Source organism: Pseudorhodobacter sp. E13 (assembly GCF_003991405.1).
In the GTDB taxonomy this organism is placed as follows: Bacteria; Pseudomonadota; Alphaproteobacteria; order Rhodobacterales; family Rhodobacteraceae; genus Pseudorhodobacter.
Window position 1 is genome coordinate 309,061 of sequence record NZ_RPEN01000158.1, and the last position, 23,568, is coordinate 332,628.

A 23,568-nucleotide genomic window follows, 5' to 3' on the forward strand; every position below is an offset into this window, starting at 1 on the left:
GTTTTTACTGCCAGCCGCCTTAGCTGGGCTGCGCCAGACGGCTTTCCAGCAGATGCCCGCTTTCCGTCAGGATCGGATAGGCCACCGTGACCAGCAGCGAGTTGATCTCTTTCAAGGCGCGCACGGTTTCAAGGTGGATATCGGAAGTGTCGATGCTGACGGCATGGCCGTTGCGCAAGCGTTCCAGATGGCTGTCATGGCTTTCACGTTCCAGCTTGCGCATGGCCTCTTTTTCCTTGACCAGTTGCCGCGCGCTTTCCACATCACCCGAAACCAGAACATTCAGCGCAAGCTGCATATTCGCCTCTACCCGATTGTGCAGATTGCACATTTCCTTCCAGCCTTCGGGCGAAAAGCGCAGGTTCTTGCGGGCGCGGGTTTCGGCAAGGCTCAGCAGGCTTTTGACGATGATATCGCCGATATGCTCCAGATTGATGGAAAAATCGGTCAGATGGGTGCCCTGCCGCCGCTCGCGGTCGGTCAGGGTGCCTCGGTTCACCTCGGCGATGAACAGCTTGATATCGGTATGCTTGCGGTTGACGGTTTCATCCAGCGCGCGGATGCGGGCAATCTTTTCCGGGCTGCCGCCATCCATCAGTTCCATCACCGGATGATACATCGCCGCCACCGTTTCGCCCATGCGCAGCAATTCGCGCTTGGCACTGGCCAGCGCCACGGTCGGGTTGCCAACCGATGCGCGGTCCAACATGCTGACAGGGGTATCCAGCGCCGCCGGGTCGGCCTCGGCCACCGGATTGGGCAGGATTTTCTCGGCCAGCCGCTCCATCGGGCCAACGAAGGGTAAGGACAGCAGCACCAGCACAAGGTTGAAAGCAAGGTGAAAATTCACCAGTTGCACAGGTTCTGTCGCGCCCAGATAGCTGATTGGCAGGTCCACCACCTGCAACAGCGTCAGCACCGCCAGCGCCGCCGTGCCGCGAAAGATCAGGTTGCCGATGGGGATGCGCCGGGCCTCCAGCTCCATCCCGCGGGTCAGCCAGACCGCGATGATGCCGCCACCAAGGTTCGCGCCCAGCACCATCGGCAAGGCCACCTCCAGCGGCAACATGCCCCCACTGGCAAAGGTGACAAACAACAGCACCGTCGCAACCGAGGAATGCACCACCCAGGCAATCCCCGCCGCGACCAGAAAGGCCGTCAACGGATCGCCGCGCAAATAGCCGATCAGGCCGGGCAGCAAGGTGCTGTCGCGCAGGGGTTCCGTTGCCTGCCCCACCATTTGCAAGGACAGCAGGATAAAGGCGATGCCCAGCACAATCCGCCCGGTCTGGCGCACGGTGCGGGCCTCAAACTTCAGAAACATCGTGGCGCCGACCAGCAGCAACAACGGGATCAACCCCGACAGATCGAACGACAATATCTTGACCACAAGCGCCGAGCCAAGGTCGGCCCCCAGCAATGCCGCGATGCCGGTGCCCACGGTCAGTATCCCGCTGGTCACAAAGCCCGCCGCCAGAATACCCACCGCCGTGGAGCTTTGCAGCACCACCGCCAGCACCATACCCACCAATGCCATCTGCGCCGTGCGCCCCTTGGCCCCGCGCAAAGCCGCCTTCAGCCGCGTGCCATGCGCGCGTTCCACCCCCGTGCGCACCATCCGCACCGCCCAAAGCAGCAACATCACCGCCCCGGCAAGATGGATCAGAAAGGCAACAGGAAGCATAGAGTGGTCCTTTTTCCATCACTTTAACAGCATCGGGCGACCCGGTTTCAAGCGCCGTATCAAGCGCGCTTGCAACACATAAGGCAAATCGTTAGTTTCGATGCAAGCATTACCCCAAGCGATAGGATGACGGCCCAGATGCGCTATGTCCAGCTTCGCGCCTTTCACTATGTTGCTATTTGTGGCGGCTTTTCGCGCGCAGCGGAAGAACTTTTCCTGACCCAGCCCGCAATTTCCGATCAGGTCCGCAAATTGGAAGAGGAATATGATATCCTCTTGTTCAACCGCCATAAAAAGCAGGTCACGCTGACCCCGGCAGGTGCGCGTTTGCTGGACATCACCCGCAGGCTGTTTGACAATGAGGATCAGGCGCGCGAGCTTTTGTCCGAAAGCCGGGCCACCCGGGCGGGCACCTTGCGCATCGTGGCCGATAGCGCGCAGCATGTGCTGAAAATCCTTGCGCTGTTTCGCGAAAAATACCCCGGTGTCGCGGTTGTCATCAGCGGTGGCAACACCGAAACCGTGATCGAGAGCCTGTTCAGCTATGAGGCGGATCTGGGTGTCTTGGGGGATCTGCCCCCCGGCCGCGAGTTTGAAACGCTGGCGCTGAACGCAACGCCGATCACCGCTTTTGTGGCCAAGGGGCATCCGGTGGCGGGACGTGCTGCGCTGACGTTTCAGGATCTTATGGGCCTGCCCTTGGTCATGCGCGAACACGGGTCCAAAACCCGCAAGAAGTTTGAAGAGGCCGCAGCGGCCAATGGCTTTAGCTTCACCCCCGCCATTACCGCCGAAGGGCGTGAGGCCGTGCGCGAGATTGTCGCCTCGGGCGCGGGTGTCGGCGTTGTGTCGGTAGCGGAATTTGGCGAAGACCCGCGCCTGATCCGCGTGCCACTGGAGGCAGAGGCGCAGATGGTGATGGAAGAAAACCTGATCTGCTTGCGGGAACGGCGCGGCGGCAAACTGGTCAGCGCCTTTCTGGAAATCGCGCAAAAATTGGCGGCGGCCCCTGTGCCGTAGAGTGGGTGTAACCCACCGCCCGTGTCGGCAAAGGGGCGGTGGTCGGCAAAGGGGCGGTGGGTTGCACCCACCCTACGCCTGCCGTTGCGCCCTACGTCACAGCGGCGGCTTGGCGTGCCAAAGCGCCGGCAGCCGCAGCCCTGCCACATCCACCTCAAACCGCGCGGCGCACAGCGCAGCCCCGTCAAGCGCCCCGCCCTCCATCCGGCACAATGCCACTGGCCGCCCAAGGGTCGCGCCAAAGGCCGCCGACATCACCTTGCCCACAGGCTCCCCGTCGCGCAGCAGCAATTCCCCGCCCCACAAGGTTGCCTCTGGCGCTGCCAAGCTGATCTGCACGATACGTTGGCGCAAGGCTTGGCCGCGCTGCGCCAGCAAGGCCGCCTGCCCGACAAACCCGCCGGCCTTGTCAAAATCGACAGCAAAGCCAAGCCCCGCCTCCAGCGGTGTGATATCGGGCGTCAACTCTCGCCCCCAGGCGCGAAAGGCTTTTTCAATCCGCAACGCCTCCAACGCGTAATAACCGGCATTGGTGATGCCAAGCCGCTGAATATCCTCATAAACCCCAAGCGTGAATTCCACCGGCACGAACAGTTCAAACCCCGGCGTTCCGGCATAGCTCAGCCGGTTGGCAATGACGGTGGCATAGCCCAGATCAATCGCGCGATGGCTGGCAAAGGGGAAGGCCGCATCTGACAGATCGGACTGGCTGAGGCGTTGCAGCAATGCGGGCGCTTGCGGCCCCATCACTGCCAGCACCGACCACGCGTTGGTCACATCCGACACCCAGACCCGCGCGCCCTCGGGCGTGTTCTTGGCGATCCAGTCGGCATCATGCACCGCTTGGGCCGAACCTGTGACCAGCAGAAAACGCGCCGCGCCCAGCCGCATCACCGTCAGGTCGCTTTCATAGCCGCCGCGCAGATTCAGCATCCCGGTATAGATGGAGCGGCCAACCGGTTGGTCGATATTGGCGGCGCAAATCCGGTTCAGCACGGCCAGCGCATCCGGCCCTTCCACCATCAGCTTGGCAAAGGAGGACAGGTCAAACAGGCTTGCCCCCATCCGCGTGGCGCGCTGTTCGGCCAGCACCGTGTCATGCCAGTTCTGCCGATCAAAGCTGTAAGCGATCTGCGCCTCGGCCTTGGCCCGCGCGAAATAAAGCGGGCGTTCCCAACCCATCTTGCTGCCCCAAACCGCGCCTTGCCCCGACAGCCGGTCATAAAGCGCGGTGCGGCGCAGCGGGCGGGCCGAGGCCTGTTCAAAATTCGGCCAAGGCATGCTGTAATGCATACCCAAAGTTTCCTTCACCCGGTCATGCAGAAAGCTGGGGTTGTTCTGAAACCCGGCAAAGCGGCGGATATCGACGGGCCACAGGTCCATCGTGGGGGCGCCTTGGGCGATCCATTCCGCCAGCGCCATCCCCGCCCCACCGGCCGAGGCGATGCCCATGGAATTGAACCCTGCGCCGACGAAAAAGCCGCGCAACTCCGGCGCCTCGCCCAGCAGGAAGTTATTGTCGGGGGTAAAGCTTTCGGGGCCGTTATAGAATGTCTTGACCTGCGCATCTTGCAACCCCGGCACCCGGATCAGCGCGTTTTCCATCAGAATTTCGAATTGATCCCAATCATCCTCCAGCAGTTGAAAGGCGAAATCATCGGGGATGCCCGCCATGCCCCAAGGCTTTGCCTCTGGCTCAAACCCGCCCATGCACAGACCGCCGACCTCTTCCTTGAAATAGATATAGCCGTCGGGATCGCGCATCACGGGCAGATCGGGGTGCACGCCGGGCAGCGGGCCGGTGACGATATACATATGCTCGGCCGAATGCATCGGCACCGAGACGCCGCACATAAGCCCCAGCTTGCGCGCCCATTGGCCGGCGCAATTCACCACGATTTCGGCCTCCATCACGCCCTGCGCGGTGACAACCCCCGTCACCCGGCCCGCGGCTTGGGTGATGCCCGTCACCCGCACCGCTTCGAAAATCTGCGCGCCGCCCATGCGTGCGCCTTTGGCAAGGCTTTGGGTCAGGTCGGTCGGGTTGGCCTTGCCGTCGCCGGGCAACCAGATCGCGCCTTTCAGGTCGTCCACCTGCATCGGTGGCCATTTCGCCTGCGCCTCTTTCGGGGTCAGCGCCTCTACCTCTACGCCTTGGGCGCGGGCAGAGGCGATGGTGCGGCGCAGCAAGGCCATGCGGTCATCGCTGCGCGCCACGGACAGCGATCCGCAATTCTTCCACCCGGTCTGCAACCCTGTTTCGGCATGCAGCCCCGCATAAAGCTTGGTGGAATACTGGATCAGCTTGGTCATCACCGAATGGCCGCGCAACTGCCCGACCAGCCCCGCCGCGTGCCATGTGGTGCCCGAGGACAGTTGCGCCTGTTCCAGCAACACCACGTCGCGGATACCCAGCTTGGTCAGGTGATAGGCGGTAGAGGTGCCAATGACACCGCCGCCCACAATCACCACGCGCGCCCGTGCGGGCAGGTCTGTTCCGGGCATCTGCCACCCCCTTTGGCTTTTTCCAAAGGCTAGGGCAGGCCAGTGCATCGGCAAAGATGATAAATGCGACCCAAGTATCGCTTTTTCAGATGATGCTATAAGCCATGGCCGCGCGTCTTAGCGCACCCACAGCCCCGCGCGTTTGATCTGGTTGCGGATCATCTGTTCGCGCCGGGGCAGATCTGCGCGGTCAAACATGGCGCGCACCTCGCGGCCCTTGCCCTGATAGATCATCTTTTTGAAAGGCAGATATTCCTTCATCACCTTCTTGATCGGGTTCGGTGCCATCACCTGTTCGACCAGATCGACGGCCAGATCGCTTTCGCGGGCGTAAAACAGCGGCATCGTGCGCCAATGGCAGGTGACATCACCGTCAAGCCCCGCAAGCGCGGGCCCCGGGCGCGCGCCGCCAAAGCTGTGGATGACCAAGGGCAGCGCCACCTGATCCAGCCAAGGGTTCAATGGCTGACACACCAAGGCGCGGGGCGCATCATCGCGGATCACCTGCGCATATTCGGCAAAGCGCGCGCCAAAAGCCTTGGGGCTTTGGTGGAAAAACCAACCGGCGTTGAAGTAAAGATAGCGCTGCCAATATTCATCGGGTTGGCTGGTATCAAGGCTGCTGGCAAAATCCAGCCCGAAACGGTCGTAAAGCGATTTCCAGATTTCGGTATAGCCGGGGCCGTAAAGTTCCAGCACGGGCCAGGTGCCTTCGCGCTTCATCGAGGCGGAAGGGCGCGTGAATTCAAAGCCGACCGAGGCCAGCGGGCCGGTGAAAACAGTATCGGTATCGACGAACAAAAACGGCTCATCCGGCAGGGCGGCAAGACATTCGATCTTGTTGCCGTAGGGATAGGCAGAGCCGAACAGCTTGGAGGGGAAGGGCAGGATTTCGGCGCCGAAATCCGCCAGAAGGCCAAGAATTGCGGTGTCATGGATTTCCGGGTCCGTGTTCCAGCGCGGGCCGTTCTGGGGCATGGCGATGAACAAACGGCCCGCAAAATCAGGGTTGGAGGCGCGCAAACTGGCCGCCAGCAGCACCGCCTCATAGGACAGCCGCCCGGCCTGCCCAACGGCCACAATGTTGAATCGTTGATTTTGCCCTTGGTCTTGCGCCATACTTACCCCTGCCCGTTCTTATTTTGAGAACAGTATAAGGGCGCAGAAGTCATTTGAAAACAGAAGGACAGTGAAGATGCATAAATCCGCTTTGGCCGTTGCGTTTCTGGCCCTGACCGGCCCCGCCATGGCCCAGACCGCCCCGCCAACTGATTTCACCACGCCCGAAGGGGCTGCCTTCATCCATCAGTCGATCAAGGATCAGATCTTGTCTTTCAAGGAGGATGGCGAGATTGATTACATCTATTTCACCGCGATCCTTGGATGGCGCTGCGGCGTGCAGGAGATTTATTACGGATTGAATGATGAATTGCCCGTGACGCGCCTGCCGATGGAGCCCTGCCACCGCGAGCTGCGCCAGCCCAATACATCCAAAGACCGCGATCTGACCTATCCGTTCTTTATCACGGTGCCGAAAGGCACGGCGCAGAAGGTGACGTTGCGGATCATCTATGAAGATGGCAGCAGCGTCACGTTTGAATCGGAACGCGATAAAAATCTGGTGTATTGAGGGGCGGAAAGCGGCGGGGGGCCAGCCCCCCGCACCCCCCGGGATATTTGGGCCGAAAAGAAAGCAGGATCAGCCGCCGGGGCTGAAGCGCAGGCTGAGGCAGGACATGCCGCCATCAAGTTTGGCACATTCGCTATTGCCGATTTCTTGCACCTTATAGCCCGCGTGATCGAGCAGGTCGCGGGTTTTGGGGAAGCCTGCGGGCATGATCACCAGATCATTGAAGCGGATGGTATTGGCGCAGGCTTCTTCGCCCGGTGCTGTGTGCAGGACGCGGTAGCCTGCAAAGCAGCCGGAAGCGGCGAGGCGGTCGGTGGAAAGGATGGTTTCCGCGTCCAAGAGCGAGCAATCGGTTTTGAAATGCAGCACGCCGGGTGGGGTGAAAACCTCGCGCAGCTTATGGCCCCAATCGCTGACCAAGGCGGTGAGTTCTATGATCCCTGCGGCATTGGTGCGGGCGGAGCGGCCGACGAGGATTTCGGTTTCCGTGGTCAGGATATCGCCGCCTTCGATGAAGCTTTCGGCCCCGGTGATCTGGCGGACATCGCTGTAAAGCGCGCGCAGATGCGGGGCCATTTCGGCGGCTTCGCCCAAGCGGCTGGGCGCGCCGGGACGCATGATGACAGCGCCTTGCGGCAGGCAAAGCGCGGTGTCTTCGACAAAAACGCTGTCGGGGAAGGCCTCTGTCGCGTCGAGTTCGATCACCTTGGCGCCGGTGCTGCGCAAGGCGGTGATGTAATCGGCGTGATGGGCCTGCATTTTCACCAGATCTGGCGTGCCGATATCGACCGCGCGCAGGCCTGCGGTGATGCTGGCGCTGGGTTTGCGGGTGATCGCATGGGTGAAGCGGTAGGAGGCATCCATCGGATCAGCCTTTCATCAGGGCGGCGACCAGCCCCGGCAATTGTTTGAAATCATTGAAGGCGGCGTCATGGGGCAGATCATGCACCGGGGTTTTGCGATAGCCTTCGGTATAGATCAGGAAGGGCAGTTTGGCATTGGCGGCGGTTTCGGCATCCACCTCGCTATCGCCGACATAGATCACGCGGGCGCGGCCCAGATCGCCTGCGGTGGCCAGAAGCGGCGCGGGGTCGGGTTTGCGCTGTGGCAGGCTGTCGCCGCCATAGACGGCAGTGAAATGCCGGTCCAGCCCAAGGTGGCGCAGCACGGCGCGGGTGGGGGCGATGGGTTTATTGGTGCAGATGCCCAGCGCGCAGCCCATTTCCGCCAGTTGCACCAAGGCGCGGGGCACACCGGGATAGATCTGCGTATGGGTGAAGGCGGATTCGTAGAGCTGGTTGAACCGGGTCATCATCGGGGTGAAGAGCGGGCCATCAGCGGCCATGCCAGACGCCTCCAGCACCCGTTGCAGCAGGTTTGCAACCCCTTTGCCGATGAACCCGCGGATCTGTTCGGGCGGCAGGCTGGCGAGGCCAAGCTCTGCCAGCACCGTGTTTGCTGTGGCGGCAATATCGGGCGCGCTGTCAATCAGCGTGCCGTCCAGATCGAAGATGACGGCGGTCAAAGGGCGGCCTCGGCGGCGGCGCGGATCGCGGCGATATTGGTGCCGTAAGGGGCCGGGTTGCTGACCGAGCCGCCTTTGAACACGGCAGAGCCTGCGACCAGCACATCCGCCCCGGCAGCGGCCACCAAGGGCGCTGTTTCGGGGGTGACACCGCCGTCGATTTCAATATGCACCGGGCGATCACCGATCATGGAGCGCAGTTTGGCGACCTTTGCCACCTGCGAGTGGATAAATTTTTGCCCGCCAAAACCGGGGTTTACCGTCATCACGCAGATCAGATCGACCATATCGAGTAGGTATTCCACCGCCTCTACGGCTGTGCCGGGGTTGATGGCAAGGCCTGCCTTGGCCCCTGCCCCGCGAATGGCCTGAAGGGTGCGGTGAATATGCGGCCCGGCCTCCAAGTGTGCCGAGATGACATCGGCCCCGGCATTGGCAAAAGCCTCGATATAGCTGTCGACCGGGGCGATCATCAGATGCACATCCATCACGCCTTTGATATGCGGGCGGATGGCGGCGCAGGTGGCGGGGCCAAAGGTGATATTCGGCACGAAATGCCCATCCATCACATCGACATGCACCCAATCCGCGCCTTCGGCCTCTATCGCGCGGCATTCGGCCCCGAAATTGGCGAAATCGGCGGAAAGGATGGAGGGGGCGATCTTGATCTTGCGGTCAAATGTCATGGGCATCGGCATGTTGGGGCTCCTGTTGTCCTGCCCCTTCTAAGGCGGAACCACGGCCAAGGTAAAGCATTGGCTGCACGCGGGCGGGCGCAGTTACAGCCAATTGCCCATCAGCACGAAGGCCGACCAGAAGTAAGGGTGATCGGTGCCCTGTTTCAGCGGCGCGTCGGGGGCATCAAGGGCGGCGGCGGCGCGGTCTGTCACCGTGGCCACCATCTCGCCGCCATGCAACATGACCAGCTGCGCCCGGCGCAGCGCCTCGGCCTTGTCCAGCCCTTCGACCATGATGCCACGATAGAAATCGCGCATCAGCACTGGGGTCGCGGCATCCGACACCGGCCAAAGCGAGGCCATCACCGCCCCTGCCCCGTTCAGTTGCGCCGTGGTGCCGAAACCGTCAATCTCGGCCCCGTCGCCATCGGACCCGCGCGCGGTCTGGCAGGCCGACAGCGTCAGCAAATCAACGCCTTTGAAGCTAAGCGCCTCGGTCTTGCGGATTTTCGACAGCGGCAGATGCGCCCCGTCGCCCAGCAGCAAAAAGCTGTCATCCTCGGCCCCCGGCACAAGGTTGAAATGGCTGGCGATATGCAGAATGGCAGGGCGTTTGAGCAAGCTGCGCCGCAATGAGCGTTCGTCAAACCCGGCATCCAGCGCGGTCGGGCCAGACAGCACACCTTGCCCCGGCGCGGGGCCAAAGATGGTGTCCAACTCGGTCTTGACGCCCGGCAGCGGCGAAAAGCCCGGATGCGCCGCCGTTACACCAAAACCCGCGGTCTTGGCGTCTTCGCGCGCAGGCGTGGTGAAATCGGTTTTCACCACCGGGGTATACAGCGAAAAGGCAAAGCGTTCGATCAGATAGCCGTCGCCATCATGCAGCGCGGCAAAGGGCACATAGCGTAAGAACCCGTCAAGGTTCAGCATCACCACCTCTACCTCGCTGTCGATCAGCTTTTGCTGCATCGGCGCAAACAGCACCTTATGCAATGCCTGCAACCGGGCCGGGGCCTCTGGGTCCAGCGACTCGATCGCTTGCAAACCGTCAAACACCAAACGCGCCAGATCGGCGCGGGGCATATCGACCTTTTCATGGAAGGTCAGGTTGGGCAGGGTTAAAAACAGATGCACCGCATCCGGCAGGGTGGCGATTTGCAGGATCGCCGTGCGCCTTGGCAATTTCGCCAGATCGGCCTGATAGCTGCCTGTCGCGTCGAACTGATCGGTCAGGGCGGCCTTTTCCGTTTCGCTGGTTTGCGCCAGAAAGGCGGTGACAGCGGCATCAAACTGGTCGGTGGCTTGCTGCAACGCGTCTTGCAGCAGGAAAAGCTGGTTCTCATCCTCCTCGGTCGCGGTGCCTGCATCCAGCTTGGCCGTCAGGTTGCGCAGTTCCATTTCGGCGGCAATCGGCAGCGCGGCAAGGGTTTCCAGCTTTTGCTCCTCGCTCAGCTCGGAATTGTTCAGCGTGGCGCGGGTTTTGGTGATATCCGCGGCCCCATCACGTTTGAGGAAGTTATACACCTCCTCCTCTTTTTCCATGTTCAGCACGGCTTGCGCCTCAGATATCCGCCCCTGCGAGATCAGCAGATCGGCCAGCGACTGATAGAGCCTGCGCCATTCGGCCTGCAATTCCTGCGTGTCATCGGGCGTATCGCCTTTGTTATTGGCGCGGATCGCTTGCTGGGCATTCACCGCCAGCTTGCCAAAGAAGATCGCACGCTCTGGCTCGCCGCGCATGGTGAAAGCCCGCGATAGGGATTCGAAATTCCAGCGCTGAATGGCCAGCGTTTGCTGCCGGTTCTGCGCGATATAGGGCATGGACAGCAGGCCCCAGCGAATGGCCTCCTCGGCCTTGCCTTCCTCCACCGCGACAAGGCCCATATTGATGCGCAGGATGGTGACATTATACGACATCGCCCCTTCCAGCGGTTCCAGAATTTTCAGGGCGATTTCCAGCCATTGCCGTGCCTCGCTGAATTTCTTGGTCTGCACATAGACCCAGCCGATATTGTTGGACAGATAGCCCACGACAGCGCTGGTTTCGCCATCGGTTTCGCTAAAGATGTCAAAGCTCCACTTATAGACCTCCAGCGCCTCGTCATAGCGTTTCAGCCGTTCCAGCGCCGTGCCTGCATTCAGCAGCACATTGGCGGCATCGCGGCGCTGCGGCGGGTCTTGGCTCAAGTGCCAGTCATAGGCGATTTTCAGCGGGCGCAGCGCATCCTCATAGCGTGACAGGTCTTGCAGCACGATGCCCTGATCTTCCAGCAGAACAGCGATCATGCGGTTGTATTCATCGGCGGCGGGCAGACTGCGGAACAGGCGCTCGGCCTCCTCATAATGGCCCAGCGCCGTGCGGAAATTCGACAGCGCCTTTTCGGCATTGCCCATTTCGCGCAGGGCATAGCCTGCAAGCCGCGCATCCAGCCCATCGGGGTTATCATTGGCCAAACCATAGGCTTTGGTAAACCATTCCAGCGCATCGCGTTGCACCGCCTCGGACCGGTCGGCCAGCACCATCGCAAGACCGAGGTTGAGCATGTCAAACGGGTTGCCCGCCTGCGCACCGGCCACCAATTGCGGGTCCATCCCGGCATAGGGGTCTGTTTGTGCAGAGGCCCCAAGCGGCAGGCCAAGCAAGGCCATCACGACAAGCGATCGAAGGGTTTTGGCAAGCATCACAACACTCCATAGCAGGGGTTGGGATGATGTTAGTCAGCGCAGGCAGTTCGGGCAAGAAACCTCTGAAAGAGGACAGGATTTGTCATCTTCTGCCCGGATTTGTGCCTATGGCGGGCCCAATGTTCTGCGCCTACGGCGGGCCTAATGCCCTGCGCCTACGGCGGGCCTATTGTTCCGCGCCAAGGGCGCGGGCCAGTCGTGTCAGCTTCGCGCGTTTCAAAAGCGGTTTCAGCGCCTTCTCCTCGCCCGACAGGCGCGAGGCGGTGGCGCGCACCTGTTCCAGCGCCGCCTCGACCTGTTCGGGGTGATGCGACCACAGCTCCCACAGCAGCCCATCGGGGTCGCGGCGGGCCAGCCCTTCGGCTTGCAACAGCCCGCGCGGAAAATCCTTGGCGTTCAGCGTGACAATGGCATCGGCATGGCCTGCAATCGCCGTGGCCAGAACGTGAATGTCATTTTCATCGGGCAGGTGCAGGCGGTTTTCCAGCCCCGGCTGCGGTTTCACCCGCGCATTGGGAAACAGGTCTTGCGCGCGGGCAATAGCGGCCAGTGCCTCGCCCTCCGCCTCGGCGCCGTAGCGCGAGGCGGCGCGCTGCCACTCGCCCAGAATACGGTCCGACCACACAGGCGTGAACAGCCCCTGCCCTGCCACGGCCAGCAGCACCTCGCGCATCACTGTCGGAAACAGAACGCAGGCATCCAGCGCCAGCTTCACCTGTCACGCCATCCCGTCAAGCCGGTAAAACAGCGCCTTGAGGTAGCCGCTTTCCGCCAGTTGCGGCAGCATCGGATGGTCCGGCCCGGCAAAACCGGTGTGCAAAAGCTGCCCCCGCCGCCCGGCACGCCCAATCCCACGCCCGCAAGCATTGCGGAACGACGCCAGATCGGCGGCATGGGAACAAGAACACAGCCCCAGATAGCCACCGGGCGCCACCAGCGGGGCGGCCAGACGGGCCACCCGTTCATAGGCGCGCAAGCCTGCCTCCAGCGCCGGTTTGGCCGGGGCAAAGGCGGGCGGGTCACAAATGATCACATCAAACTGCGCACCCTCGGCGGCCAATGCCTCCAGCACCGCAAAGGCATCGCCTTGCCGCGTGGTGAACTGATCGGCAAAGCCAGACGCCGCAGCCCCTTGTTCCGCCAGCGCCAGCGCCGGGGCGGAACCATCCACCGCCAGCACCGAAGCCGCCCCCCCCGCGAGTGCGGCAAGCCCAAAGCCGCCGACATGGGAAAACACATCCAGCACCCGCGCGCCGCGTGCCAGACGGGCAGCAAAGGCGTGGTTGGGGCGTTGGTCAAAGAACAGCCCGGTTTTCTGCCCACCAATCAGATCGGCCAGATAGGTCGCCCCGTTCATCGGCACGGCAATGGGTGCATCAACCGCGCCCGCCATCACCACGGTTTCTTCGCCGAGGCCCTCAAGACTGCGGGCGCGCCCGGTGGCGTTTTTCAGCACATTGGTCACACCCGTCACCGCGATCAGGGCAGCGACCAGCGGCGCGATATGCGCCTCGGCCCAAGCGGCGTTGGGCTGGATCACCGCCGTATCGCCAAAGCGGTCAATCACCACGCCGGGCAGACCATCGGCTTCGGCATGCACCAAACGGTAGAAGGGCGCGTCATACAGCCGCTCACGCAGCGCCAGCGCACGGGCCAGCCGCGCCTCCAGCCAAGGCTGATCAATCTCGGCCTCGGGGTTCTGGTCCAGCATCCGGCAGATGATCTTGGAATTGGTGTTGACCGTCACCAGCCCCATCGGGCGGCGGTCGCTATCTTCCAGCACGGCCAGCGCGCCGGGGGCCAGCTTTTGCGTGCGCCGGTCTGTCACCAGCTCATCAGCATAAACCCAAGGAAAGCCGTGGCGGATCGCCCGCGCTTCGGCTTTCGGTTTCAAACGGACGATGGGCCGATCATTCGGCCCGGTGCTTGCGGGGTCGCTGTCATGCGAAGGGGAGGTGCTGTTCATGCCCCTCCCCATATCGGTTTCCGTTGGCTTGCGAAAGCCCGTCTGTTGCAGCCCGCGCAATTACAGCGGCAGCGGCACCTGTTCCATCAGGCGCCCCGGAGTCAGCGCGATGGGGCCGAGGTTCCGGCTGATCGGCGTCATCTCATATTTCTGCGACAGTTCCTGTTTGATCTTGGCGCGCAGCGTCTCGATCACCACTACGCGCTGGGTGCGGCCGGCCTGCTCTTCTTCAATCGCGGCACTCCCGCCCGAGGCTTTGGCATTCGCCTCGACAAAGCGCGGCCCGTCCAGCACCTCACCGGTTTTGGCCGAACGCACGGTCAGCACGAATTCCATGTTGAACACACCGCCCACCGTATAGCGGGTTTTTTCGGTCACGCCGTGAAAGCGCTTTACTTCGGCTTCCACAATCACCTCTGGCCCCGATTTCATCTGCGCGGTGCCCATGCCGAAAGCATCGGTAAAGATGGAATGCACCTGAATGTGACGGTCGCCCAAGGGCTCTCCGCGCCAGACGATATCGGCATTGGGGTAAAACAGGTTCGCCTCCGACACTTTCAGCGTGCGCGGCACGGTGATGCGGATTTCGGTGACGTTATATTGCGACGACAAAACCACCCGCTTTTGCGCCGATGGCTGTGCTTGCGGCAGGTCGGATGTGTGCAGCGGCGCGTTGCGCGATGCAAGATCGGTGCCGCCACAGGCCGACAGCCCAAGTGCCAAGCCAAGCGCGAGAATGATACGAACAGCCTTCATGGCTTTTCCTTTCGGTGCGTTTTGTGCCCTTTAATCTTGCGTTAAGCTTTGTCGGCAGAATGTGGCGGAAATACGGAAACGATCGTGCATTACTGGGCGTTTGAAGCCTGTTCGGAAACAATCGTGGCAAATCGGGCACAGGCCCTTACGTCAATTTGCAACAATTTCGGGCCTGAAGCGGCCAGCAGCCCCGGCCCCAGCCATCGGCAGGTTTTTGCAAACTGCGGCGAAATAGCCGTTGAATCCCGTGTTGCAGGCCTTTTCTTTTGGCCTCGTTAGCGCTAACAATAGGTGCAAATCCCCTTTCCACGAACCGCGAGGCCCGCCATGACCCTGAACAGCACGATTGATCGCGTGACAGACCGTATCCGCGAACGGTCGGCCCAAAGCCGGGGCGACTATCTGGGCCGCATGGCGGCGGCCGTTGCCAAAGGCCCGGCGCGCGCGCATCTGTCTTGCGGCAATCAGGCCCATGCCTATGCCGCGATGGGCAGCGACAAGGACGCGCTGGTGGCTGACCGCGCGCCCAATATCGGTATCGTGACGGCTTACAATGATATGCTCTCGGCGCATCAGCCCTATGAACGCTACCCCGATCTGATCCGGGCGGCGGCCCGCAAGGCCGGGGCCACGGCGCAAGTGGCGGGCGGCGTGCCGGCGATGTGTGACGGCGTGACCCAAGGCCAGCCGGGGATGGAACTCAGCCTGTTTTCCCGCGATGTGATCGCTTTGGCCGCAGGGGTGGCGCTGTCGCATAACGTGTTTGACGCAGCGCTTTACCTTGGCGTCTGCGACAAGATCGTCCCCGGTCTGGTGATCGCAGCCGCGACCTTCGGCCATATTCCGGCGGTCTTTGTGCCCGCAGGCCCGATGCCCAGCGGCTTGCCGAATGATGAAAAATCCGCCGTGCGCAACGCCTTTGCCCAAGGCAAGGTGGGCCGCGCCGAATTGATGGCGGCCGAGATGGCCAGCTATCACGGCCCCGGCACATGCACCTTTTACGGCACGGCCAACACCAACCAGATGCTGATGGAATTCATGGGGCTGCACCTGCCCGGTTCCAGCTTCGTCAACCCCGGCAACGGTTTGCGCGATGCGCTGACGGGGGCCGCGGTGGAACGCGCCGCCGCCATCACAGCGCTTGGCAACCATTTCACCCCGGCGGGTGAGGTGCTGGACGAACGCACCTTCGTCAATGGCATGGTGGGCCTGATGGCCACCGGCGGCTCTACCAACCTCGTGCTGCATTTGCCCGCCATGGCGCGCGCGGCAGGGGTGCTGCTGGATCTGGAAGATTTCGCCGATATCTCGGATGCGGTGCCGCTGATGGCCAAGGTTTACCCCAACGGTTTGGCCGATGTGAACCATTTCCACGCCGCAGGGGGCCTTGGCTTCATGATCGGGCAATTGCTGGATGCGGGCCTATTGCACCCGGACACCAAGACCATCATCGGCGACGGGCTGGACGCCTATCGCCGTGAACCCAAGCTGCAAGGCGAGGCGCTGGTTTGGGAAAACGGTGCCGCCAGCAGCCTGAACGAGAAAATCCTGCGCCCGGTGGCCGACCCGTTTGCCGCCGTGGGGGGCCTCAAGCAACTGTCCGGCAATCTGGGGCGCGGGGTCATCAAAGTCTCTGCCGTGGCGCCCGAACGCCATGTGATCGAGGCTCCGGTGCGGATTTTCCACACCCAAGAGGCGGTGAAAGAGGCGTTCCGCGCCAATGAATTCACCAGTGACACTGTGGTCGTCGTGCGCTTCCAAGGCCCGCGCGCCAATGGGATGCCGGAACTCCACTCGCTGACCCCGATGCTGACCGTGCTGCAGGACCGTGGCTTGCGCATGGCGCTTGTCACCGATGGCCGCATGTCGGGGGCCAGTGGCAAGGTGCCCGCCGCGATCCATGTCTCGCCCGAGGCCGCCTGTGGTGGACCGCTGGCGCGGCTGGTCGATGGCGATGTTGTGCGGCTGGATGCCAATGCCGGCACGCTGGAGGCGGTGGGCGTTGACCTGAGCACCCGCCCGCTTGCGCAGGCCGATCTGTCGGGCAATGCCCATGGCATCGGGCGCGAGCTGTTCGAGGTGTTCCGCCGGAATGTCGGCCCCTCGACCGAAGGCGCGCGGGTGGTCTAGGGGGGCACCCGCCCCCGTCAGAACCGCTTGGTAAAACCGATGGAGACGCGCGTATTGGCGTAATCGTTCAACACGATATTGGATTTCTGCCGCTCATGGCTGATCTCCAGTGTCGGCGCGAAGCCTTTGATCTGGAAACGGCTGTGATAGGCCCGCAGCGTGATCACGCTCAGATCATCGCGACGCGGGTTGACTGACAGGGCCGACCGCGCCTCGCGCCGCAAAAAGCCTTTCGTCACGCTGCCCGCCAGCACGAAACCGCCATCAAAGGCCTTTTCCAGCCCCAGCGTCAGCGCGCCACTTGGCCCGGAGTCCCGCGCCAGATTGGCATCCATGTAGCTAAGCACCACATTCCCCGTCAGCACCAAGGATGGCGAAACCGCATGGCGATAACCAAGGCTCAGCGTGCTGCGCAACCCATCCGCACCGGAATAGCCCGGATAGGTCAGCTTCATCACCTCGGCCCGCGCATCAAAGCGGCCTGCCGTGCCGATAGAGGCGCTGTAGGACAAATAGCCCCCCAGCCCGCGCGAATATTCCCTTCCACCCAGAAATCGCAGTTGCGCCAACACCCCGCCCCGCAGCACAGCACGCGGCGAAAGGGTTTTATCCAGCCCTGCTTCGGCGGTGATCGTCGCCTCGGAAATATCGGATTGGCGATACAGCTTGCCGTCAAAATGCAGACCAAGCCGCCCCTGCAACCCGTTCCCCAGCCGTGGCAGCAGCGTATGGCCAAACCCCAGACGCAACCCCACCCCGGCCTGTTTGCGCGCATTGGCGTTCAGCCGGAAGGTCAAAGCCCCGATATCCATCGTCTCGGCCGAAGTGCGCTTCACCGCGTTGGATTCAGGGATCAGCGCAAAGCTCAGATAGGTTTCCGAGGTTTTGCGCTCCGCCATTTGCTGCAAGAATTGCTCGGCATAGCCGCGCTCGGTCGCAGACAGGTTTCCGGCCTGCGCGGCGGCTATCTGTTTGCGCGCCGCCCCATCGGCCTGCGTCATGAAATAGGCCCGCCCCAACTCCAGCCGGACCGAGGCATCATCCGGCGCAAGCACAACCAGCGCCTCCAGATGCGGGATGGCAGCGGCAAAGCGATCTTGCTGCATCTCGATCACCGCAAGGGCCCATAGCATGCGGCCCCGCTCCTGCGGCGTGGCGGGGCTGAAGCCTTGCAATAGTGCTGCAGCCCGTTGCGGGGCCTGCGCGCGCAAGGCGGCCTCGGCATCGTCCAGCGTGCCCGCCCGCACAGCCCCCGTGCCAAGGCCACACAGCACGACCGCGCCCGCCAAAAGCCAAGACCTGATTGATCTGCGTTCCATCTTTCTCTTCCTCTTTTCTGTTGGCAGGGGCGTGTTGCCGCCCCTGCCCAAGGATCACCGGGTCCGGTGATCGTGGCCTTACTGACGGTTCAACCAGAAATACCCCTCGCCCGAGGTGAACTCTGGCGTGGTGGGGCTGCCCGGCGCATGGGTCAGCAAGCTGGCCGCCCCGTGAACACCTGTGCCACCCGCGCCGACAAAGCTGCCGCCCGTGCTCAGCAGAACATCGGAATTGGCGCTGCCGCCTGCCTCTGTCATGTCCAGCTCTCCGCCGTAGTAAACGCTCATCGCGCCCGTGCGTGTGGTCACGGACCCCACCACGGGAATACCGGTCAGCGTTTGCTCGGTGCTGGTGGCAACCGCCGTCAGACTGCCAATCCCTGCGGTCAGCGTGCCCGGAATGGCGACATCGGTGCCGTCTTTATCCAGCACGAAATTTCCGGCGGTGCCGGTGACGTTATCGGCGAAAGTGTCCGGGTCGGAATTGGCAGGCTTGAAGGCAACCTCAAGCTTCAGATCGCCCGTCAGCTTGCCCGGCATACTGCCATCGGATTTGCGCAGATCAACCTGCGCCTGCCCGGCATAGGTGGCCGAGCCAGAGGTTGGCATGTCACTGGTGGGAATACGCCCCTGCACCTCGCTCAGGGCTGCTGCGAAATTGGCGGTGCCACCACCCGCGCCTGCGCCAGCCCCTGCGCCAGCACCGCCGCCGCCCCCGCTGCCCAAACAGGCCGAGAGCGACAGCACCGCTGCAACGGCCACCGCGCCGCGCGCCAGTCTTGTGTAAGTCATCCTTTTTCCTTTCAATTTTCGGTCAAAAAACCGCGCCGCCCAACCATGGCAGGGCCGCGCCTGTTGACCTTTCGCGAGGCGCGCTGGTCAGTTCAAATGACAAGATTTTCATGACGGGACTTGTCATCCGCCGCCCCTGTCTGGCCCGGATCAGCGCTGCAAAATGCCCAAAAATTCAGCACGCGCACCGCCTCTTGCTGCCATGCCGCCCCCATGCCGCCCCCAGCCTGCTGCCGCGATTGGGCTGGACCGAAGCCATGGTTTGCGCTAACACTCGGCGCAGAAAATCTGCGGCGCTGCCGCGCCCGCGCCTGAACATCAGGCCCCAGAAAAGGATATCCGCGCCATGACGCCCGCCGAACAATCCCGCCACGCGCTTGAGATTTGCAACCTTGCCCCGGTGGTTCCGGTGCTGGTGGTCGAGGATGCCAGCAAGGCCGCCGATCTGGCGCGCGCGCTGGTGGCCGGGGGCCTGCCCGCGCTGGAGGTGACTTTGCGCACCCCCGCCGCGCTGGACGTGATCCGTGCGATGGCCGACGTGCCGGGTGGTGTGGTCGGCGCAGGCACGTTGCTGACACGCGATGATGTGAAAGCCGCGAAAGAGGCCGGCGCGAAATTCGGCGTCTCGCCCGGTGCCACGGCCAAGCTGCTGGATGCCTGCGCAGAATTTGAACTGCCGTTGCTGCCCGGTGCCGCCACCGCGACCGAGGTGATGACCCTGCTGGAACTGGGCTATACGGTGCAGAAATTCTTTCCCGCCGAGGCATCGGGCGGTGCGCCCGCGCTGAAAGGGATTGGTGCGCCGATCCCACAGGTCAAGTTTTGCCCGACCGGGGGCATCAGCCTGAAAAATGCCAATGACTATCTGAAACTGCCGAATGTGCTGTGCGTCGGCGGCTCTTGGGTGGCCCCTGTGGACCTGATGGCCGCAGGCGATTGGGCCGGGATTACCGCCATCGCAGCCGAGGCGGCGAAACTGCGCTAACCCTTATTGCGGCACTTATTGCCGCACCCGCCCCGCACGCCCGCCCCGGCGCTTTGCTGCGCTGGGGGCGGTCAAGGCGGCCTCCAGCACCCCGTTCATCGGATGCTCTGGCGCCGCTGCGGCATAGGTCGCCAACAGATGCCGCAAGGCCGGGCCGGTTTCGGCATCGACAGGCAGGCTAAGCGCCCAATCCATGAAGATGGACCGACATTCACCCAAGGTGATCCCCTCGATGCGATAGCTTTCGCGGATCAAGCCTTTCGGGTCCGCTGTTTTCAGGTCCATCATCTGCTATCCATCCCCGTTGGCCACTATGGGGCCGTTATCAATCGCGCAATCACGGCTTCGGCCCCGGCCAGCGCCTCTGTCAGCCGCGCGCTCAGCGCTGCCACATCGGTTTGCCCGGTTTCGCGCAGCAAGAACGCCCGCCCGCCGATCCCCAGCTTTTCAAAATCCAGCGCCTTGTCGGTCAATAAGCGCGAGGCTGCCTGAAGCCGCCAGCAAAGCCTGTAGGCATCCAGCACCGCCTGCTCATCCGATTGCGACAGGAATTGACGTTTCACGCCAGCGCGCAACTGCGGCTCCACCCGCCGCGCGGGGTCGCCTGCCTGCAACGCCGCCGTCTGCGCCAGTAGTTCGATATCCATCAAGCGCCCCGGCCCGTTCTTGGCATCCCACGGCCCGCTTGCGGGTTTGGCAGCGGCCAGCCGCGCGCGCATATCGGCCACATCGGCCAGAACCGTTTCTCCCCCGGCCTTGGCGGCCAGAACCTCGCGGCGCAGGCCCTCAAACTCGGCGCGCAGATCGGCATTCCCGGCAATCGGGCGCGCGCGGGTCAGGGCCAGATGCTCCCATGTCCAGGCCTCGGTCAGTTGGTAATCCTTGAAGGAATGGATCGAGGTTGCCACCGGCCCCTGCCGCCCCGAAGGCCGCAAGCGCATATCCACCTCATAGAGCCGCCCCTCGGGCATTTGCGCGGTCACGGCTGTCACCATCGCTTGCGTCAGCCGCGCGAAATAGGGCCGGATCGCCAATGGCTTCTTGCCGTCGCTATATTCGGCATCGCCCGCATCATAGATCACGATCAGATCAAGATCCGATTCCGCATTCAGCCGCCCTGCCCCAAGGCTGCCCATGCCCAGCAAAATCGCCCCCCGCCCCGGTGGCGGGCCGTATTTGCGGGCAAACTCTGCCTCCACCACCGGCCACAGCGCGGCCAAGGTGGCATCGGCCAGATCGGCATATTGCTTGCCTGCCTCGAACGCGTCGATCAACCCGCGCAAATGATGCACACCGATGCGGAAATGCCATTCCTTCATCCAGCGCCGCGCAGCATCCAGCTTGCGCTCATAATCCGCAATCTCGGCCAGCGCCGCTGTCAGCCCCGCCGACAATGCGCCCAAACTCGGCCAAGCGGCAAAGAAACTGCCGCCGATCACCGCATCCAGCACAGCGCCATTGCGCGACAGATACAGCGCCAGCGCGGGCGAGGTGGCGGCAATATCAACTATCAGATCAACAAGCTGCGGGTTCGCCTCGAACAAGGAGAAAATCTGCACCCCGGCAGGCAGGCCCGCCAGAAACCCATCAAAGGCAATCAAGGCCTCATCCGGGTTGGCGGCGCGTTGCAACCGTTTCAACAGGCCGGGGCGCACGCGACGGAAAATCGTGCCCGCGCGTTCAGACCGCAGCGCAGGATAACTGTCCCAGCCGCGCACGATGTCGCGGGCACTGTCGGACAGCTCTGGCCCTTCCTCTGCCTCGCCGGGGGCAAAGAAGCCTTCGGTCAGATGGTCGGTGCGTTCCAGCCGCGCGGTCAGGCTGGCGCGAAACGCGGCGACATCCGGCTCTCCGCAGAACATCGCGATCCGGGCGATGCCATCGGCGGTGGCTGGCATGTCATGCGTCTGCGCGTCATGCACCATCTGCAACCGATGCTCGATTTCCCGATGCGCGCGGTAAAGCTGGGTCAATTCTGCGGCGGTGTCTTGCGCAATCCAGCCTTTTTCGGCCAGTGCGGCAAGGCCCGGCACGGTTTGGCGGCCGCGCAAATCGGGGTCGCGCCCGCCTGCAATCAACTGCCGCGTCTGGGTGAAAAACTCAATCTCGCGGATGCCCCCCACGCCCAGCTTCATGTTATGGCCTTCCACCACCACCGGCCCATGCAGGCGGCGGTGATCGCGAATGCGCAGCCGCATGTCATGCGCATCCTGAATGGCCGCAAAATCCAGATGCTTGCGCCAGACAAACGGCGTCAGCGTCTTGATAAACCGCTCCCCCGCCGCAATGTCCCCTGCGCAAGGCCGCGCCTTGATCCAGGCCGCGCGTTCCCATGTGCGGCCCACGCTTTCGTAATAGCTTTCCGCCGCCGCGAAAGACAGGCAGACCGGTGTCACCGCCGCATCCGGGCGCAGCCGCAGATCGGTGCGGAACACATAGCCTTCCGCCGTGCGGTCGCCCACCAAGGCCGCCATCTTGCGCGTGACACGAATAAAGGCGCTGCGGGCCTCGGCGGCGCTGTCGGGATAGCGGCTTTCATCAAACAGGCAAATCAGGTCGATATCCGAGGAGTAATTCAACTCCCCCGCGCCCATCTTGCCCATGGCAAAGACCACCATGCCCGCCGCTGTCTCGGCATCCTCGGCCACCGCGCCGGGGATCTTGCCGCGCCGGATTTCTTCGGCGACCAACCGCTTCAGCGACAGGTCCACCGCGCGGTCGGCCAGATCGGTCAGCGCGCCTGTCACCGCCTCCAGCGGCCAGACGCCCGCAAGGTCAGCCAAGCCTGCCAGCAAGGCCACCCGCCGCTTGGCCTGCCGCAAGCCCGCGCCCAAAGCGTCCAGCGACAGATCCTTTAGCGCCGCAAGCTCTGTCGCCACCGCCGTTTCCGGGGCGCGGGCAAGGGCGGCGCGCAGCCAATCAGCCTCGCGCTGCATCAGATCGGCCAGAAACGGGCTGCACCCCGCCGCCCCTACCAGAACGGGCAGCACAGCAGGGTCAATATCGGCAAAGCGCGCCGCAATCTCGGCCCCGGCGGCGGAGTCATAGGGCAGCGGTTTGCGGGTGATGCGGGGGGCGAAGGGCATATGCGACATGCCGCGCAGAATGCCCAGCAGGCGCGGCGCGGTCAATCGGGCGCAGCGGATATTTCTGCGGCCCGCACAGGCTGTGCGGCAAAGCGCGTTTTTACACCGCCCGGCTGCGATCGGTTGGCCGCCAAAGGCGCACAGACACACAGGCTGACAATATTTTATATCTTAACTTCAATGACTTGACCTGAATTTTACCTCCAACCCTCAAAAAATGTAAATTTCTTTAACATAAAGACTTGAAAAGCGCTGGCATCGTGGCAATCTTGGTAATGTAAAAGGAATAAACATAACCCCGAACCGCAACCCCTTTGAACGGAGAGTCCACAATGTATGACACATCGACCCAAAGCCTACCCCACGGCATCACAAGCTGGCCTCGCCGCGTCGAGGGCTGGCTGGATGATCGCGGCAAAGGCGCATGGATTGCAGCCATGGTGCTGGGGTTCATTTTCGTCTGGCCTGTCGGCCTTGCCATCCTCGCCTATATGATCTGGAGTAAACGCATGTTCAACCGTTCCGCCTGCCGCGCCCGCCGCCATTCCCATGGCGATTGGAAAACCGCTTCCACTGGCAACACGGCCTTCGATGCCTATCGCAGCGAAACCATCCGCCGTCTGGAAGAGGAACAAGAAGCGTTTGAAGCCTTCCTGAAACGTCTGCGCGATGCCAAGGACAAGCAGGAATTCGACGCCTTCATGGATGAGCGCGTGAAGCGCAACACCGCCGATGACGCCGCCAAAGATGTCTCGGCCTATTGATAAACCCGGACGGGCGGCCCACCTCAGGGGCCGCCCCCCTTTGC

At 62.7% G+C, this 23,568-nt stretch carries 19 protein-coding genes; 5 read left to right on the forward strand and 14 right to left on the reverse strand.

The genetic code is table 11. From position 1 onward, the window contains the following. Nucleotides 1-19: 19 nt before the first annotated feature. Nucleotides 20-1,684: a Na/Pi cotransporter family protein gene (locus tag EGN72_RS15265; RefSeq protein ID WP_127049070.1), complete on the reverse strand. Its 1,665-nt coding sequence runs from the start codon at nt 1,682-1,684 to the stop codon at nt 20-22. A gap of 126 nt (nt 1,685-1,810) precedes the next feature. On the opposite strand from EGN72_RS15265, the gene EGN72_RS15270 reads away from it, so the two are divergent. Continuing rightward, the gene (locus tag EGN72_RS15270) at nt 1,811-2,704 is read left to right on the forward strand and encodes a LysR substrate-binding domain-containing protein (RefSeq protein WP_233587156.1); all 894 of its coding nucleotides are present in this window, start codon (nt 1,811-1,813) and stop codon (nt 2,702-2,704) included. Between the two features lie 96 nt (nt 2,705-2,800). On the opposite strand, the gene EGN72_RS15275 is transcribed toward EGN72_RS15270, so the two are convergent. Next, nucleotides 2,801-5,209 (reverse strand): FAD-dependent oxidoreductase, encoded by a 2,409-nt coding sequence (locus tag EGN72_RS15275; protein WP_127049072.1) that lies wholly within the window; start codon nt 5,207-5,209, stop codon nt 2,801-2,803. 117 nt (nt 5,210-5,326) lie between these two features. Continuing rightward, nucleotides 5,327-6,328: a hypothetical protein gene (locus EGN72_RS15280; protein ID WP_127049074.1), complete on the reverse strand. Its 1,002-nt coding sequence runs from the start codon at nt 6,326-6,328 to the stop codon at nt 5,327-5,329. A gap of 76 nt (nt 6,329-6,404) precedes the next feature. On the opposite strand from EGN72_RS15280, the gene EGN72_RS15285 reads away from it, so the two are divergent. After that, nucleotides 6,405-6,839, forward strand: a complete 435-nt coding sequence (locus EGN72_RS15285) for a hypothetical protein (protein WP_127049077.1) — start codon at nt 6,405-6,407, stop codon at nt 6,837-6,839. 69 nt (nt 6,840-6,908) lie between these two features. On the opposite strand, the gene EGN72_RS15290 is transcribed toward EGN72_RS15285, so the two are convergent. From EGN72_RS15290 to EGN72_RS15320, 7 genes are all read right to left on the reverse strand, one after another. Further along, nucleotides 6,909-7,703 (reverse strand): dimethylarginine dimethylaminohydrolase, encoded by a 795-nt coding sequence (locus EGN72_RS15290; protein ID WP_127049079.1) that lies wholly within the window; start codon nt 7,701-7,703, stop codon nt 6,909-6,911. Nucleotides 7,704-7,707: 4 nt separating this feature from the next. Next, nucleotides 7,708-8,364 carry a phosphoglycolate phosphatase gene (gph, locus tag EGN72_RS15295; RefSeq protein WP_127049081.1) on the reverse strand — a complete coding sequence of 219 codons (657 nt, stop codon included), beginning with the start codon at nt 8,362-8,364 and terminating at the stop codon, nt 7,708-7,710. Beyond that, a complete protein-coding gene (gene rpe / locus EGN72_RS15300; RefSeq protein ID WP_127049409.1) occupies nt 8,361-9,050 on the reverse strand; it encodes a ribulose-phosphate 3-epimerase in 690 nt (229 codons plus the stop codon). The genes gph and rpe overlap by 4 nt, the downstream gene beginning before the upstream one ends. 93 nt (nt 9,051-9,143) lie before the next feature. Then, nucleotides 9,144-11,723, reverse strand: a complete 2,580-nt coding sequence (locus tag EGN72_RS15305) for a CHAT domain-containing tetratricopeptide repeat protein (protein ID WP_127049084.1) — start codon at nt 11,721-11,723, stop codon at nt 9,144-9,146. Between the two features lie 169 nt (nt 11,724-11,892). After that, nucleotides 11,893-12,441, reverse strand: coding sequence for an RSP_2648 family PIN domain-containing protein (locus EGN72_RS15310; RefSeq protein WP_127049086.1), 549 nt, complete (start codon nt 12,439-12,441; stop codon nt 11,893-11,895). A gap of 3 nt (nt 12,442-12,444) precedes the next feature. Beyond that, nucleotides 12,445-13,692, reverse strand: coding sequence for an RSP_2647 family RNA methyltransferase (locus EGN72_RS15315; protein ID WP_127049088.1), 1,248 nt, complete (start codon nt 13,690-13,692; stop codon nt 12,445-12,447). Nucleotides 13,693-13,752: 60 nt separating this feature from the next. Then, on the reverse strand, nt 13,753-14,448 hold the full coding sequence (locus tag EGN72_RS15320; protein WP_127049090.1) for a DUF6778 family protein: 696 nt from the start codon (nt 14,446-14,448) through the stop codon (nt 13,753-13,755). Nucleotides 14,449-14,775: 327 nt separating this feature from the next. Between EGN72_RS15320 and edd the strand changes: the two genes are divergently transcribed. Then, a complete protein-coding gene (gene edd / locus EGN72_RS15325) occupies nt 14,776-16,578 on the forward strand; it encodes a phosphogluconate dehydratase (RefSeq protein ID WP_127049092.1) in 1,803 nt (600 codons plus the stop codon). Nucleotides 16,579-16,595: 17 nt separating this feature from the next. Here the strand turns inward: edd and EGN72_RS15330 are convergent, their stop codons facing one another. Further along, entirely contained in the window at nt 16,596-17,897 is a 1,302-nt protein-coding gene (locus EGN72_RS15330; protein WP_127049094.1) for a surface lipoprotein assembly modifier, read from the reverse strand. A gap of 78 nt (nt 17,898-17,975) precedes the next feature. Beyond that, a complete protein-coding gene (locus EGN72_RS15335) occupies nt 17,976-18,689 on the reverse strand; it encodes a hypothetical protein (protein ID WP_127049096.1) in 714 nt (237 codons plus the stop codon). A 346-nt stretch (nt 18,690-19,035) separates the two neighbouring features. On the opposite strand from EGN72_RS15335, the gene eda reads away from it, so the two are divergent. After that, entirely contained in the window at nt 19,036-19,674 is a 639-nt protein-coding gene (eda, locus tag EGN72_RS15340; RefSeq protein ID WP_127049098.1) for a bifunctional 4-hydroxy-2-oxoglutarate aldolase/2-dehydro-3-deoxy-phosphogluconate aldolase, read from the forward strand. A gap of 15 nt (nt 19,675-19,689) precedes the next feature. Here eda and EGN72_RS15345 read toward each other — a convergent pair whose 3' ends face one another. Further along, the gene (locus tag EGN72_RS15345; protein ID WP_127049411.1) at nt 19,690-19,959 is read right to left on the reverse strand and encodes a hypothetical protein; all 270 of its coding nucleotides are present in this window, start codon (nt 19,957-19,959) and stop codon (nt 19,690-19,692) included. Between the two features lie 26 nt (nt 19,960-19,985). Then, nucleotides 19,986-22,760: a glutamine-synthetase adenylyltransferase gene (locus EGN72_RS15350; RefSeq protein WP_127049413.1), complete on the reverse strand. Its 2,775-nt coding sequence runs from the start codon at nt 22,758-22,760 to the stop codon at nt 19,986-19,988. Between the two features lie 332 nt (nt 22,761-23,092). Here EGN72_RS15350 and EGN72_RS15355 point away from each other — a divergent pair, with 332 nt between their 5' ends. Beyond that, nucleotides 23,093-23,524 (forward strand): DUF2852 domain-containing protein, encoded by a 432-nt coding sequence (locus EGN72_RS15355; protein ID WP_127049100.1) that lies wholly within the window; start codon nt 23,093-23,095, stop codon nt 23,522-23,524. Nucleotides 23,525-23,568: the final 44 nt, after the last annotated feature.

What these genes read in the sequence shown, in the direction of transcription:
- EGN72_RS15350 (WP_127049413.1), bottom strand. Translation starts at nt 22,760, where the DNA reads ATGCCCTTCGCCCCCCGCATCACCCGCAAACCGCTGCCCTATGACTCC.
- eda (WP_127049098.1), top strand. Translation starts at nt 19,036, where the DNA reads ATGACGCCCGCCGAACAATCCCGCCACGCGCTTGAGATTTGCAACCTT.
- EGN72_RS15265 (WP_127049070.1), bottom strand. Translation starts at nt 1,684, where the DNA reads ATGCTTCCTGTTGCCTTTCTGATCCATCTTGCCGGGGCGGTGATGTTG.
- EGN72_RS15335 (WP_127049096.1), bottom strand. Translation starts at nt 18,689, where the DNA reads ATGACTTACACAAGACTGGCGCGCGGCGCGGTGGCCGTTGCAGCGGTG.
- EGN72_RS15285 (WP_127049077.1), top strand. Translation starts at nt 6,405, where the DNA reads ATGCATAAATCCGCTTTGGCCGTTGCGTTTCTGGCCCTGACCGGCCCC.
- rpe (WP_127049409.1), bottom strand. Translation starts at nt 9,050, where the DNA reads ATGACATTTGACCGCAAGATCAAGATCGCCCCCTCCATCCTTTCCGCC.
- edd (WP_127049092.1), top strand. Translation starts at nt 14,776, where the DNA reads ATGACCCTGAACAGCACGATTGATCGCGTGACAGACCGTATCCGCGAA.
- EGN72_RS15275 (WP_127049072.1), bottom strand. Translation starts at nt 5,209, where the DNA reads ATGCCCGGAACAGACCTGCCCGCACGGGCGCGCGTGGTGATTGTGGGC.
- EGN72_RS15280 (WP_127049074.1), bottom strand. Translation starts at nt 6,328, where the DNA reads ATGGCGCAAGACCAAGGGCAAAATCAACGATTCAACATTGTGGCCGTT.
- EGN72_RS15290 (WP_127049079.1), bottom strand. Translation starts at nt 7,703, where the DNA reads ATGGATGCCTCCTACCGCTTCACCCATGCGATCACCCGCAAACCCAGC.
- EGN72_RS15330 (WP_127049094.1), bottom strand. Translation starts at nt 17,897, where the DNA reads ATGGAACGCAGATCAATCAGGTCTTGGCTTTTGGCGGGCGCGGTCGTG.
- EGN72_RS15345 (WP_127049411.1), bottom strand. Translation starts at nt 19,959, where the DNA reads ATGGACCTGAAAACAGCGGACCCGAAAGGCTTGATCCGCGAAAGCTAT.
- EGN72_RS15270 (WP_233587156.1), top strand. Translation starts at nt 1,811, where the DNA reads ATGACGGCCCAGATGCGCTATGTCCAGCTTCGCGCCTTTCACTATGTT.
- EGN72_RS15315 (WP_127049088.1), bottom strand. Translation starts at nt 13,692, where the DNA reads ATGAACAGCACCTCCCCTTCGCATGACAGCGACCCCGCAAGCACCGGG.
- EGN72_RS15355 (WP_127049100.1), top strand. Translation starts at nt 23,093, where the DNA reads ATGTATGACACATCGACCCAAAGCCTACCCCACGGCATCACAAGCTGG.
- EGN72_RS15305 (WP_127049084.1), bottom strand. Translation starts at nt 11,723, where the DNA reads ATGCTTGCCAAAACCCTTCGATCGCTTGTCGTGATGGCCTTGCTTGGC.
- EGN72_RS15320 (WP_127049090.1), bottom strand. Translation starts at nt 14,448, where the DNA reads ATGAAGGCTGTTCGTATCATTCTCGCGCTTGGCTTGGCACTTGGGCTG.